The 16,063-nt window shown below is 29.9% G+C and carries 3 protein-coding genes; all 3 read right to left on the reverse strand.

Annotated elements, in window-relative coordinates; genetic code table 4:
- Positions 1 to 65 precede the first annotated feature (65 nt).
- Complete coding sequence (locus tag AC0B4S_RS03590) at positions 66 to 12,953, reverse strand: hypothetical protein (RefSeq protein ID WP_465101728.1); 12,888 nt, start codon at positions 12,951 to 12,953, stop codon at positions 66 to 68.
- A 144-nt stretch (positions 12,954 to 13,097) separates the two neighbouring features.
- Positions 13,098 to 14,555, reverse strand: coding sequence for a hypothetical protein (locus AC0B4S_RS03595; RefSeq protein WP_465101729.1), 1,458 nt, complete (start codon positions 14,553 to 14,555; stop codon positions 13,098 to 13,100).
- Positions 14,556 to 14,766: 211 nt separating this feature from the next.
- Positions 14,767 to 15,909 carry a methionine adenosyltransferase gene (gene metK, locus AC0B4S_RS03600; RefSeq protein WP_465101730.1) on the reverse strand — a complete coding sequence of 381 codons (1,143 nt, stop codon included), beginning with the start codon at positions 15,907 to 15,909 and terminating at the stop codon, positions 14,767 to 14,769.
- Between the last annotated feature and the right edge of the window lie 154 nt (positions 15,910 to 16,063).

Consider the following 16,063-nt stretch of genomic DNA (forward strand, 5'->3'; position numbering starts at 1 on the left):
ACAAAAGGTTTGAAGGGTTTTTATATGAAAAAAAACTAGGTTTTAAACCTAGTTTTTTGTATTTATTAAGGGGCTGTAGAGGAAGCTCCACTTGTTCCGCTAGTTTGTGCACCATTAGTAGTTGGTTGGCTAGTTGTGTTTCCTGAAGCTTGGGTATTAGATTTTGGTGGTGTAGAATTATTAACAATAGTTCCATCAATTGTGCCTTTTGCAGTTTGTGCAATATGCTCAATTAATTTATCAAATTTTTCTTTAGTTAATAATTTTATAAATTCATCTAATAACTCAACTGATTTAATATTAGAGTTCATTATTTCTTGGTAAATACTATTATACATAAAGTTATTATTTACTAGTCCAGAAACTGGATTAAGATTTAAATCAAAACCATATTTTTCTTTAGCAAATTTAATAACTTCTTGGTAGTATTTAGCTTTTTTATCTGTACCATCAGCTGCATTATTATCTAATGAATTAATCTTAGTTTTTAGTGTTGTTTCAAAATTAGCAACTTGGGTTACATATTCTTTGAATTTTTGTTTTGCATCTGTGATCTTATTGTTCAATGCTTCTTGGCTATTAACTTCCATTAATTTTTCTGTAATATATTGATTTTTAATTACAAAGAATTCATTAATTAAGGTATTTAAGTTAACATCAGTATATTGACCTTTATTACTAATCGTAGTATTTAAATTCATATGAGTTGCTGTTAATTTTGGAGTTGAATCACTTGATTTACTAATTTCAAAGAATTTAGCTTTAGTATCTTGTGGCACTTGATCCCACCAAGTTTTAAACCTTGTAAATCTTTCTTTTAAAATAGCAAATTTAGGTTCAGTTAAACTTGTTTGTAATGAAGTAATTTCATAATTAAATCTTCTTAAAGCACCGTTTTTATCATAAATACTATTGGCAAACAAGTTATAAGCCCCTAGTTCTGCGTTTTGGTTATTAGTGTTAGCATTTGAATATTTACTATCGCTAATAACATCATTTGCTTTAACATGTTTAGTCGCAGCAGTGTCGGTAGTTTTATCATTAAAAGTTGTATGAGTTGTTTGATCAGCGCGAGTATATGCATCATCAGATACTAAATTAAGGAAGTGTTTTGAAACCACTTGTTTAGTAGCTGGATCATATATATTAATCACAAATGAAGCGTGGGTGATATTGCCACCAGCTTGAGCTTTTTTCAATGCTAAAGTATGAATATCATAGTATACATAAGGCTCATTAAAGTTATTTGCAGTTGTTGAGTTTTGTTGTTGAGTTCCACTATTATTATTTTGAATATTTAATTTATTAAATTCTAATTTAATTTTCTTCAAGATTTCTTTAGCATCAGTTTGTGCTAAATCATTGCCACTAACTTTATATGTTTTATAGAACTGGGCAATTGAATTATGAGTATTTAAATTAGTATAAGTTGTTTGGGCTGATGCACTACCAGTATTAACTTGGTTTTCATTAAATGAATTATATTCATTTAATGGATGAGTATTGCTACTTTCTTGGTTGGTTGCTTTATTAGTTACTAATAAAGAATTAAGTAAATAATCTTTGTGAGCAGCTGAAAGAGGCTCACCAACAATTTGGGTTTTGTAAATTTCTTGATCATTATATTTGACTGTAAAGTTATAATCTTTAGTTAAGATATTATCTTTATGAGTATCAATCGAACTTCATTCCATCCATTCTTTGACTTTTGCATGGTTTTCATCTACTGAGTAGAGCTTAATATCTGAAAAACCAGTTAGGCGTGGTTTGCCATCGGATTTATATTGTGATCCTTTTCAAGTTAATTTGATATATTTTGCTTTGACAGGTCTAAAAGCAATTGGGAGCATGAAGATTGGCCCGTTTGTGTGGTCCCTCGACGCCCCACTATTACTACGTATTTGCAGTTGTTGATTTGTCTTAAAGTTTGCAACCACGTGGTCGCTTCGTTGACTTTTGTTTATTTGGAACCAATCTCATGGGTGCCTGTTAGAGTAGTCATCTACTGCCTTCCAGTTTCGCCCGTCGTCGCTGTAGTATATGTTATATTCTTGCGGTATACTGGCTGCGTCTTCGGCCACCCTCCTGTTATAGTTATGCGTTCTAACTCGCATTTCAATTTTCCCCCATGTTTTGGGTTGGTCGTCTTCAGCTTTGAATGTTATGAAATTGTACTTTTTGTTTTGTTCTTCTATCGTTTCTTCAAATGAGCTTCAGTTGTCTCATCTTGATCCTTCTAGCTCATCTCTGTCGAACAATTTCGGGAAATTATGTCTTTGGTACGTTGTGCTCAGGTCATTTTCTGTGGTTATATCAACTTTAGTATACACAATGGTATCATTCGTATTTGCAGCATTATTTCTCGGCGCATTTTTGGTAGACGGGTTCAATTGTTTTCCAACAATTGAGAGATTATCATCAACGATGTTCCCGTTTGAATCTTTGATACGGTAGTATCAAAGTCCTTCTTTGACTGGCGAAGCTAAAGTATTAAATTTGGCATTATCATCATTTTGATTATTGGTACTTGTGGAATCTTCTTTAAACTTCCATGATTCTTGTTTATCTGGTGTTTGAGTTCATTCATATCAACCACCTACTGGTGGAGCAGGTAAAAGTTGTGAGAAGAACCGGTCAGTTCCTAAAGTTGCATAGTATCTACGACGCGTTAAAGTTGGTAAATTCTCTGTTTCGATCACACCTGTATTAGTAAATTCACTGGCTTGTTTACCAAATTCTTTTGGTTTCATTACTTTATCATATTCAGTAATTTTCCGTTCTGCTTCAGTTTTTTCATTACTTAACTGCACGCTTGATCAATATTTAACGTTAGCATTAGTGTCTCTAACAAGTTTATCATACTCAGTTTTATGAGTTGCGTGGGCCTCTACCATCTTTTTAACTTCTTCATCAACTAATGAATCATTAGTTAAATTTGCAATAATTGGATAGTGTGATTCAATATAAGTATGTAATTCAGTACGTTTTTGATTAACACTAGCAATTTCATCATTTAACTTTTGTTTTTCTGCTAAAAGCTTAGTTTCATTTGATAAAGCTTCTTTATTTACTTCATTGCCACTAGCTACATTATTAACATAAGCAGTTTTTCAAGTAGTAGCTACTTCATTATCATTATGCATCTCTGTATTAGCAATATTATTAATTTCATTATAGATAGCTAATAATTTATTATATTCAGTTTCTAAATTATTGGCTCTTGTTTCTAATTCATCAGCTGTATTAGCTACATTTAAATTAGCAATTGGGTTAGCTACAAATACTTCATTAGTATTATATAATTTATTGCCAAATTCAGTATGTTTTCTTGCAGCAGCGTCTATTCTTGCTTTATAAGCATTAACTACATCAATTCGAGCTTGAATTTTGTCAACGGTATTTAAATCTTCTCTTGTTACCCTTGCTGAATTAAAGTCAGCTACTAAAGCTTTATTTTCATTTAACAATGTATCGTTAGTATATTGAGCTAATGACGCATCTTTTAAAGCAGCATCTAATTCAGTCACTTTGGCTTCCAATGTAGCACGATGCTCTTTATAGAATTTAACAATACCAGTTAAACCTTTCGTATCATCACCAATATTAGCTAAGTTTCATTGGGTATCTTCCTTGCTACGTGCATAGACTGCTGAATCACTAGGGAACGGGAAGGTATATCCTCCATTAGGGATCTTAGGTAAAATAGCTGCCATTTCTTGAGCTAAAGCATCTAAATCACTACGTTCTTTAGTAATAACTGCAATTAATGCATCTAATTTTTCAATACTATTAAGACTTTCTTCATTTAAATCATTAAGTTTAGGCTCTAAACCTTTACGGGTATCATTTTCTAAACCTAATTTTGAAGTTAAATCTAAACGAAGTTGATCTTTTTTAGCAGTTCAATCTCTAATAAAGGTTTCAAGTTCAGTTTCAATAGCTTGAATATGGTCTAAAGTTCTAGTTTGATTAATATCTTGTAATTTTGCTTTAAGAGCATTTAAAGCATCATTATTGTTTGGAACATTAGCAAACTTGTCTAAAACTTCTTGTTTTCTGACATTAAATTGATCAAGAATTTGATCAATTTCGCGTTCTAATTCTTCTAATTTTAGGATACTTTGAGTTTTTTCATGTTTGTTGTTATTTAAAATATCTAAGTAAGTTTGTTTTTGAGTGTCATCTAAAATATTATCAACTTTAGCTTTAATCTCGTTAATCTTATTATCTAATAAATTACGTTTGTCTTGTGCTCTTTGAATTAATTCATTAATTTTATCTTCTGTTGCTGTTTCAGTTAAATCATTGAAATTAGCTGTATCTGGGAAATAAGGACTAAATTCATTATATGTTTCAGAATTTTGAGCAAAGTTTGCTTCAACATAATTTTTTAATTCAGTTGCTTTATTTTTTAGTTTTTCTTGCTCTTGTTTTACTTCATCAATTAAAGCTTGAATTTTTGCTTCTGAATTTTTGGCAGGATCTTTGAAGGCAAGATTTTGAATTTCTTGGAAACGAGGGTTAAGTTTATGAACCTTAGCTAACTCTTGAGTTAATTCATTATTCTTTGTATAAAGTTGTTGTAATTCTGCTTCAATTTCTTGAATCTTATCATTAATTTTATCTGTTGAATTTAATTCATCTGAATGGCTTGTCATTAATGCATTAATTTGGTCAATTAAAGCATGGCCTTCAGGTAAATCATTTAATTTATTTGAAAGTTGTGCTAATTTTTGATCATGAGCGTTTTTAGCAGCTAATAAATTGTCGTAAATTTGACGAATTTTAGTTGTTGAATTAACACTTTCTGCACTTTTATCATTAATTGCGTTTAAAGCAGTTGTTTTAGCTTCAGCTGCATAAGGTCATGAATTAGCAAGATCACTAACTTTAGCAAATTCAGCATCTAAAGCAGCTTGCTCTGCTAAAGCTTCTTGAGTTTTAGTTTCAAAGAAGTTTTTGTCTAAAGTTTTTTCTTGGATACTTGGGCTAAGACTAGTTCTTACTGAGTTATTATTGGGTAATTTTTCAACTGTAGTTTTGAAAGTTTCAATTGCTTGGTTTAAATCTGTATATTTATCTTTAAGTAATTGTAAATTAGTATCAGATTTAATATTATCAAAAGTTAATTCTTTTTCTACTTCATCCTTTAAAGCATTAACATTACTCACAGTAGGTAAGAAAGTATTTTTTAAGTTATCTACTCTAGTTTTTGTTGCTTCTAAAGTAGCAGTGTAAGCTTTAATTGCATTTCCACCTGCTGGATAAATATCATTATCCTTTTGGTTTTCAAAACCGCTTTTAGCTGCTGCTGGTAAAGCAGCAATTAAATCATCAATTTTTTTCTTTTCTTCAGTAAGAAGACGTTTAGCTTCATCAGCTTGCTTCTTAATTTCTGTAATATCTCTAGTGTTATAAATCTCTTGAGTTAACTTATCTTTATCAGCATCTCAAAGTTTATTAATTTCAACTAAAGCTTGGGCTCTTGCCGTTTTAACCTCATTATCAACAATTTGCTCTTTAACTCTTGCTTTAATTTCATTAATTTGAGCAACGCTAGTAGCAAGTGCTAATTCTTGCTCGAATTGACTACGTTCATTTGCTGGTAATTTATTAATTTCTAAATTAACTTGATCTTTAGCTTGCTCGCGAATCTTAGTTTCTAAAGTATTTAACTTAGTTCAATCTTCAGCGGCAGCTGTTAATTCACTTTGTAATTGATTTTTATCAGTTAATTCTAAATCTTGGAATTCTTTTTCAACTAAGGCTTTTTTATCAGTTAAGATTTTTGTTGCGTCTGCTAGAACTTCATTATGAACTGTTTCAAGTTCTGAATTTTGTGCTTTTTGTAATAAAGTTTGATATTCAGGAGCATTAGCAATTTTGTTAAGTGCATTAGTTGATTTTTCTTTATAAACTTTTTTAAGCTCTTCAAGTTCTTTAATAACAGCATTGTAATCTGTATCAGAAGATGTATCACTTACTTTAACTACTAATTCATTATATTTAGCTTGGTTAGTTCCATCTTTATCAATTGAATTTTCTAATAAAGCGCGAGCATTAGCTTGTAAGTTAACTAAGTAGTTTTGAGCATCTTGTTTTAAATTATTTAAAGCATTTAATTCAGGTAATTGATCATAGTTAATAGTTATTTTAGTTTGATTAAATTCATTTGATTTATTTGTTTCTTGAACTCTAACAAGCAATGCATCAATTTCTTGTTTTAAAGCAGTGGCTTGAGCTTCATAATTAGTTACCGCATCAACAATTTCATCTTTTAAACGCGCTAAATTAGCAACTTTGGTATCTAAAGCATTTGGATCATCATTTGGACCAAAAGTATTTTGTAATTGTGATGAATATTGATTTTTTAAACTTTCAGGAAGTTTATTAATTTCTTCAAGTAAACGCTTTTGATTACTTGAAGCTTGTTTTGATTTAAGAGCAAAGTCTAACTCAGCAATTGTTGCATTTTCTGCATTCATTTTGGTATCAAAACCAGAATTATCAAAATTATCTTGTGGTGTTAATGTGTTATATTGTGCAAGAACTTTCGCTTTATGATCATTAAATGCTTGGGTATATTCAGCAATTAAAGCATCAGCCTCTTGCTCAGTTAAATTAGCATTAAATTTAGCAGCAAAGTTATTATAATCTGGATGACCAGCAAGTTTAGCTAATGCTGCATTAGCCTTAGTTTGTTTATCAGCTAATGTTTGTTTCATTTCAGAAAGGATTGTATCCACTTGTGCCTTAGTTGTTGCGGATGCAATTCGTGATTTAAATTCATGAACATTGTTCATATTATTTGCAAAATCATTTGCTTCTTGTTTTTTAGCCGCTAATTCATTTGCTTCTTGGTTTTTATGTTCATCAATTCTTGTTTCTAATTCATTTAAGGTATTTAAATCAATAGCTTGATCAATAGCAGATGCAAATTCTGCTTTTTTGGTTTGATCTTCAATATTTGCAATTTTATTTCGAAGCGCTGTTTTTTGTTTTTCAACTAAAATCTTTCCTTCAACTTCTAATAACTTAGCAAATGAAGTGGCAGTTTCTTCTTTTAATGATTCAGTTAACGTTGCTCTTTGAGCCTCAGTAAGTAATGGATCATTTAATGAATCAAGTAAAGCTTGACGTTTTTCGCTGTATTTAGTTTTCGCTTGATTTAAAACATTTTGTATCTCATTATAAGATGTTTTATTATCAATTAATTGAAGCAAGGCATCTTTTTCAGGGTGACCATCAAGAACTTTAGTTACTTCTTGTTTTGCGGTTTCTTTATGTTTTGCTAATTTAGTATCAATTTCAGTATCTAAAGCTGCAAAATCTTCAAATTTTTGAACTGCATTAATACGCGATTCTAAATCTGTAATTTCTTGTGGACTTAAAGAGTCTTTTTTAGTTAATAAACGTTGTTTTTCAGCTTCAAAAGCATTTTTATCAGCTTCTAAATCTTGTTCAAGACGCTGTTTTAATTCAAGTAATTGATCAACTAAATTATTTGATCAATTAGCAACTGGGTTAGTACTTGAAACTAGTGCATCAAGTTGGGCTTGGTAATTTTGTTTTTTAGAATCACCATCTTTTTTAAAGCCATCTAACTTACTTACTAAATCAGCCTTCATAACTTGTAAAGCTTGTGAATAATTATCAATTAATTCTGTTGCTGTATTTGAATCAAAAGTTTTTTGATCATTTACTTCTTTTTGAGCAGTTACATCAACAAAGGCTTTAGCAAGTTGCTCTCTAATTTGAGTTTGTGTTTGAGTAAATGCATTTTGAATCTCTTGTTCAAGTTGTGCATATTCAGCTTCAGTAAGTGATCCTTTGTTTTGCTCTAAATTATCTTTAATTTGGTTATAAGTTCTACTTAAAGGATTTGAATTAGCGACAACACCTGAAGGTTGCTCAAGTTTTTTAAGTTTTTCTAAAGCTTCAGTGTTTTTTTGCTCTAAATATTGTTCAAGTTCTTGTTTTAATGTTTCAAGTTCTTGTTTTTGGTTTGATTTAATTTTCTCTTGATACTCAGAATATTTTGCATTATCAGGACTAATTCGATCTAAGACTTGTTGAGCTGCTATTCTCGCTGCTTCTAATTCACCTTTATCCTTTTTAATTTGCTCATTAATCTTTGTTTCGAGTGCTTTAACTGATTCGCCTCTGCTTGTTAAAGCACTAATTTCTTGAGCCAAGCTTTCTTTTGCTCCTTGATCTAAAACATTTTCTAGTAATGCACTAAGAGCTTCTTTATCTTGTTCTAATTTAACTTGCTCTTTAAGGTTGTTTAAATCTTTAATAGTGTTTTGATTTGCTAAAGCAGTTTCAAACTCAGCTTTTTTAGCTGGGTCTTTGATTTTAGCTATTTCGTTATTTACATTATCTTTTACACCATCAAATGCAGCATTAGCTTGAGCAATGATTTCATCAAGTTTACTTTCTTGTTTTTGCTCTCCCATTGCTTGTTGCATTGATTTTTTAAGTGTTTCATCACCTTCAAGGCGATTAATTGCAGCTCGAGTGCTAGCACGTTTTTGATCAATATATTCATTAATACGAGCTTGTAATGGCGCTAAGTCATTTTTATCACGGATGTTATTTAATTGTTCTTGTAATTGAGCCTTTAACTCATTATTAACATTAATATTAGCAAGTAAATCATTAACAGGTGTTTTATCTTTTTCTAATTCTTTATTGTAAGTTTCTTTAGTTGCTATTTCTTGTGTAGTTCTTTCTAAATCTTCTAATGAACTAGAATTATTGATTTTATCAATAAAACCTTGAATTTGGTCTTGGTATGTAGCATTTGCACGTACTTTAGCAATTTGAACTTCTTTTGCTTCTTGTAAGGTTATTGCTGGAGTTAATGCTGTGACTTGTGTTAAAGAACTTGCATTGTCTAAACGCGCTTGTAAAGCTGCTTTTTGCACAGGATCATCTAAAGCATCAATACGCGCTTGTAAACTGGCTTTAACATCGGATAATTCTTGGCGAGCTTGATTAATAAAGTTGTTTAATTCAGCTTCACTAGAAATATTTGATAATGTTGCTAATTTATTTTCATATGATGCTTGTAATGGTGAACCAGCAATGATTTTAAAAGCATCTTGTGCTGTTTTATATAAATTATTTAACTTAGTCTTATTTGCTTGATCTAAAGCTTTAATTGCGGCAAAATCACTTGCTTGATTAATTAATTCACTTAAAGCTGATTTGTCATCTAGTTTTTGAGCAAAATCAATAGCATCATTTTTAGCAGTATTTAAAGCAGCTACTAACTCAGCTTCAATTGCATTAAATTCACTAATACTACTTGCATTATTAGCTTTAGCTAATAATGTATGTTTTAAATTATCTACTTCTTGTGTATTTAAAATGCTATTAATTGACTCAATTAAGTTATCTTTAGCTCTTGCTAAAATATTATTAACTTGAGCAATTTTGTCTTCTAATTCTGCTTGAGTTTCTAAAGATTTTTGTTCTTCTAAAAATTGTGCTTGTTGCTCAGGGGCAAGTTTTGCAATTGCATCAGATAAATCATTATTTAAATTATCTAAAACATCTTGACCTTGCTTGGTTATATCAGCTAAAGCTACAAAAGTTGAAGCATTATTTAACGCATTTTCCAATTCTTCGCGAAGTGGGTTATCAATTCTTAATTTAGCTAAAGTGGCAAGTCCCTCACGACGTGAATCTTGAATTCTTGATTCTTGTAATGCTAAATAATTATTAACATTAGCCAATAAATTATCAATTGAACCAATTGAATGAGGATTTGCTAATTCTTGTTCATATAATTTAATAATTGCTGGGTCTTGGATATTTGCTAATTTTTCTTGAATTGTAGCCTTAGTTTGGGCAACGTAGCTAGTTTCTTGAGCTAATTTTTCTTTCACTTCAGCTAATAATTGGTCAACAGCTTCTTTATCTTGAGCAGTTGAAAGTTTTTTAAGATATTCATTAACTAAAACTTGATCATTAATTTTTTCTAGTTCTTGTGCTGTTTCTTTTTTAACTTCTTGTAATTGTGATGATTTTTCAATATTTGCTTCAATTGCTGCAACATCACTAAGACTCTTAATATCTTGTGCTAATAATGCTAAACCTTTTTTATTAGGATTGTCATAATCTAAGTCATAAATTTTCTTTAATAAATCATTTTTGGCATTAGTTACTTCTTGTTCTAACTGAGCTAATTTATCTTGAACTTCGCCAGGATTTAATGATTCTAAATCAAGGTTTTTAGATTCATGACCATCTGGAAGGTTATTAACTAATTCTGCTAGTTTTGCTTTGTTTTGTGCTAATTTTTCTTTAGCATTAGCAATATTATTTTTAGTATTAGTTAAATTATTAACTAATGAAGGGTTTAAATAATCACTAATGAAATCAAAATTTTGGGCACCAGATTGTTCACCTAAATCACTTATTAAATCATTAGATCCTCCTAATAATTCTAATAAATCACCTTTTAAAGCAGTATTTTCAGCAAATGCTTCGTTTAATTTTGGAGCTAAACTAGCATAAATTCCCTCTAATTCTGCTTTAGTTGTATTTGGATCAAGTAATTTAGTATTAATTTCTTCAAGGTTATCAAAAATTGTAGGGGCATTAGCTCCAGCTTGGCGAATTACACTTGCAATTTGATTACGAAGTGGTGTTTTATTTTGTAATTCATCTAATAAATTAGCAATTGTTGCACCATTCACTGGTTCAGTAGTTAAAGGCAGTTTTTTCTCATTTGATAATTTAAAACCAAGGTCTTTAGCAATTGCAGCAAGTGCTTCTTTTTTCTTGTCTTCCGGAATTGAAGAATCAGATTTGATTTTAGTTAAAGCACCAAGAAGAATATCCCTGGTTTCCGTTGGAGATTTTTTATCTTTTTGTGCATTATATGAATCTAATACTTCTTTTAGCTGAGTAATATTAGCTAAATTAGCGGCAAGATTTTCATTATCTTCAATATTTCTATTTAAGTTATTAAATTCAGCAATTGCTAAGAATTTTTCAGTATCAGTGCCTTCTAAATCAGCTAATAATTTTGCTTTTTCTTTATACTCAGGAATTTTAAGAGCACCATCAGTTAATTGAGCAAATTTTGCTTTATTAACTTCAGTTTGTAATTCTTTAAGTTTTGCTTGAGATTGTGCTAGTTTTTCTTCATATGGTAAAGTTGTATTTTTGCTTAATGCTTGAATTTCATCTTTTAATTTTGTAATTACAGCATTTTCTTTAACATTTGCTAATTGATTTTGTAATTTAGAATCAATAATAAAATTGAGAGCATCTTTTTTTAGTTCTTCAAGTTTTGCTAATACTTCTGATTCCGATGAATTAAGTGGTAAAGTTGCATCAAAATTATCAATTCACTTTGCTTTAAATTCAGGGTTTTTTAATAAAGCATCATTGGCTTTAGCATACTTTAAAACTGCATCACGTTCTTGACGTAAAACATCATTAATTGAATCTAAAGCACGTTTGTAAGCATCAACATTATCTTGATCAATAACGTCTTTTAAAATGCTATTTTTTAATTTAGAATTATTTGCTAATTTAGCTACTGCTTTGTCAAATTCTTTTTTAGAATCATCATAAATTTTATATGCTTCATCTTGAAGTTTTTTAACATCCTCAACTGAAGTTAAATCATTTAATTTTGCTTTTAGTTTTGTTTTTAATGGTTCATTAATTAAGTCTAAAACTCCATTTGTATTATCTTTAGCTCTTTGTAATCTAACTTGGTTAATAACTTCCTTACGTAAGTTATTTAAATCAGTATTTGAAGACGCGTTTTCGAGATCTGATAATAATTTTGCTTTAGTTTGCTCATCAAAGGTTGAACTGTTAATAATTTTCTCAATTTCATCTTTTTTGAATTTAGCTAAAGCACCTTCTCCAGAATTAGCTTCTAATAATTTCTCATATTCATCTTTCAAGTCTTGTGCTTTTTTAATAAAATCATCAGCATTTGTATTTGCCTTAAGCTGTGCAAGTTTATCTCTTAACGCTTGGTCCTTAATTTCATTATCTAAAAAATCAAGTTGTTTAATAAATGATTCTTTTACGTCAACATAATCAATTTGAACTTGTTCTTGAACTTGAGCAAAAATAGTTGGTAATTCATTTAAATTAGCATTTCTAATTTTTTCTAATAATTTATGACGTTGAATTGGATTTTCAATTTGATCTGCAAGTAATAAAGCTTCATTATATTTTTCTAGTGAACCTTTTAATGATTCTTTTTCTTTGATAGTTTTAGCTTTATTGAATTCATCTAAATACTTAGCTTTGTTTTCAGGAGATAGTTTATCAACCACACTTGAATTAAAAGCATCAAGTGTGGTTCTTTGGTTTGCTTCTTTTTCTAAAGTTTCATTAATTAATGCACTTGCTTTGACAAATGATTCTTCAGTTGCAGTTGGATTTTTAGAAGAATCAAATAAATCTTTAAAAGATGCACGAACTTTATCTTTATCTTCAATATCTTTTGCCTTAGCAATGTTATTTTTATTTGCTTTAATTAAATCACGATTTTTTATATTTCTCGCAAACTCTTCTTCGCTACCTAATGCAGGGAAATATTCTCTTTCAATTCCAGAAGCTGCCGAAGCATCCTCAAGCACTTCTTGGGTTGTCACATAAGCATATTGATTTAAATTAGCATTGATCTTTTGTAATTCTTGAATAGTTTTCTTGCTTAAAACTCCACTAAAGTTGATATTTTCGATATCAACTGAAGCACCTAAAATTAGTTTATCTTCATCAGATAATAATTCTAACTTACTTTGAATTAACTTTTTCAAGTTGTCAAATGTAGTAACATTTTCTTTATGTTTAGTTACTGTTGTATAGCCCAAAACTCCGGTGATACCAGCTGCTGTTGTTAAAAAAGCGGCACCACCAATAATAATGGCTTTTTTCTTGTTGTTTTTCTTTTTAGTCTCTTGACTCATGTTTATCCTTTCTATTGCATATATATATATATATATATATATATATATAAAGTGTAAAAAATATGCTTTAAAAATTATACAACTTTGTATAAAAAAGTTAAGAAAATCACCTAAAAATGTATTTTAGGTGATTTGTAGCTTATTTTATTCATTAACTGTTGTTGTTTCAACTTCAGCAAAATTCGGTGCTAATTGGCCGTTAGTGTATTGGTAAGCAGGCCAATCATACTTGTAAATGGTATATTCAAAAGCCTTACGCAAACGAGCATCAGCATTAAATTTCCAGTTAACATTTGAAATAAATTCATTAGTTCGGATCGTAATAGTTGTATTTTGAGAAGTTTTATAATTAGTTAAATCAAGATTGCGGTCATTTGGACTAACTGAACCAACTACTGGGTGTTCTCTTGAGGCAACTGCATCTGTTTCTGATTTAAATAACGTTATTTTTCATTTTTGGTTTCTACCACCAGATTTGAATAATCCTGAGTTATTGTATATATCAGCCATCTTAGTTGCAAAAGTTGTAACTTCTTCTGTAGTGGCATGATGTTTTAAATAACCAAGATAATTAATCATATCTTGTTTATCTCAACCATCAATATACATACGAATATCTGAATTTGCACCATTACCTGTGGTTATTAATGCTTTGGTATTTATAATAACTTTGAGTTTTTTAACTTCTTCAGGCTGAGTTACAGTACCACCATTAGAACCATTATTTTGCTTTGGATCTTCTGGTTGGGCACCAGTAGTGTTATTTTGGTTTTTTTCTAGTTCTGCAACCTTAGCTGCTTTTTCGTCTAAATTACGTTTTTCAGTTGTTAATCTTGGTTTAACAGAATCAACTAAAAGTTCATAATCACTTAAAGCGGCATTAATTAGATCTTTATCACTTGTAGTGATATTAATTAATTCTTTGTTCAAGATTGTTGCATGTTTTGATTTAAAATTATCAATTGCTTGATTACGTATTTTTTCATCACTTTCAGCTTGTTCAAGTTCTTGAACGCGTTTTATTTTGTCATCTAGATTTCGTTTTTCGTTACTTAATTTAGCTTTAGTAGTGGTTTCCAATAAACTATAATCGCTTAAAGCATTGTTGATATCTTGCTTATCACTAGTGGTAATATCAAAAACTGACTTACCAAGAATAAGATTATGTTTTTGTTTAAAGTTCTTTTCGGCATTATCCTCATTTGTGCCAGGATTATCTGTTTTCACAGGAGGAATATTTTGATTATTAGCATTATTTTCTAAAGCTGTGATCTTAACTAATAATCTTGCCAAAAGATTTTTCTCAGCAATCAACTTATCTTTAAATTGCTCACTGAGTTCATCGTATTTAACTAGTGCAACATTTACTTTAAATTTGTCTTCTAAAGTAATGTTATCTTCTGTTTTAGATAATACTTCTTGATGGTCCTTTCGATATTTTGTTTCCACATTTTCAACTTGTGAACGTCTTGGAGTTGCGCTAACTGCAATAATGGTAGTTAAAATAGAAATACCTAATGCACTTGCTCCACCAATAAGGATTAATTGTTTCTTAGTTAATTTTGACAATTTATCCTTCATGTTCTGGATTGAGTTTTTCATGTTTGTGTTATATAAAATTCCTTTCAATTAAATATTATTTGTCACGGTTTAATTATAGCATATATATATATATATATGAAATGTTAAATTGACTCAAAAACGTATTATATAGGCACAAAAGAAATAATTTTAATTTTTTTACATTAAAAAATATTTAAAAAAGAAATAAAACTATCAAATAAATAGATAAAAAGATAAAGAATTAGTATCTTTATCTTTTTAATATTTTTTCTTTTAATTCCAAAATCTCAGTTACTTTATTCAATCTTTCTCATGGTAGATCTAAATCATCACGCCCAAAATGTCCAAAGTAGGCTGTTTTAGCATAAATTGGTTTTTGTAATTCTAAAGTATCAATAATTGCTTTAGGTCTTAAATCAAATAATTTGTGCACAATTTGGTAAATAATGTCTTTTGAAACTGTTTCCGTTTCAAAAGTTTCTATCAAAATTGAAACTGGTTTTGCGATTCCAATTGCATATGAGATTTGGATTTCAAGTTTACTAGCTAAATTTGCTGCAACTAAGTTTTTAGCTACTCACCTTGCAGCATATGCGCCAGAGCGATCAACTTTAGTAGCATCTTTACCACTAAAAGCTCCGCCACCATGCCTAGATGCTCCGCCATAAGTATCGACAATAATCTTACGACCAGTTAACCCAGTATCACCAATTGGTCCGCCAACTACAAATTTACCAGTAGGATTAATTAAAGTATGTTTTGGAATATCCAAATCATACTTTGCTAAAACTGATTTAATAATCTTTTCTTTAATATACTTTTTAAATTCACTTTCAACATATTTTTCACTATGTTGAATACTCATTAAAACTGTATCAACTAAGGTTTGCTTTGGATTAGTGTAATCCAAAGTAACTTGTGATTTCATATCAGCTTTAGCTCATTTAAAATCCTGGCTAACCCTTAAAGTTTCAGCTTTTTTGACCAATTCATGGGCTAATGTAATAGCTAAAGGCATATAACTCTTAGTTTCATTAGTGGCATAACCAAACATAATCCCCTGGTCACCTGCTCCTATTTCGTTATTATCCAAAATAACTCCTTGAGAAATATCTGGACTTTGACGGCGTATATCAGTAATAATACTGGTATGACTGGTAAAATAATTTAATGATTTTAAGATATTAATAATTATTTCAACAACATAAATATCAGCTTTTGATTGAACCTCTCCAGCTACAAAAATAATATTGCCACTTGCTAGTGTTTCAATAGCAACTTTTGAATCAGGGTCTAATTTTAGATACTCATCTAAAATTGCATCTGAGATTTGGTCACATAATTTATCAGGGTGCCCACGCCCCACTGATTCACTAGTAAATAAATTTTTCATAAATAAAAACCTCGCATTCTTTCTATGTGAGGTATAAAGACATTTACAGTATGTTAAGTTGATCCAACTTCTGGCTATCCACCTTACACTTTGTGCAGGTTGGCGATGGTTAAAGCTGCCTAGCTACCATCTTCTTTATACCTTGTTTTGATTA

The sequence above is a fragment of the Mycoplasma sp. 6934 genome (assembly GCF_055523595.1).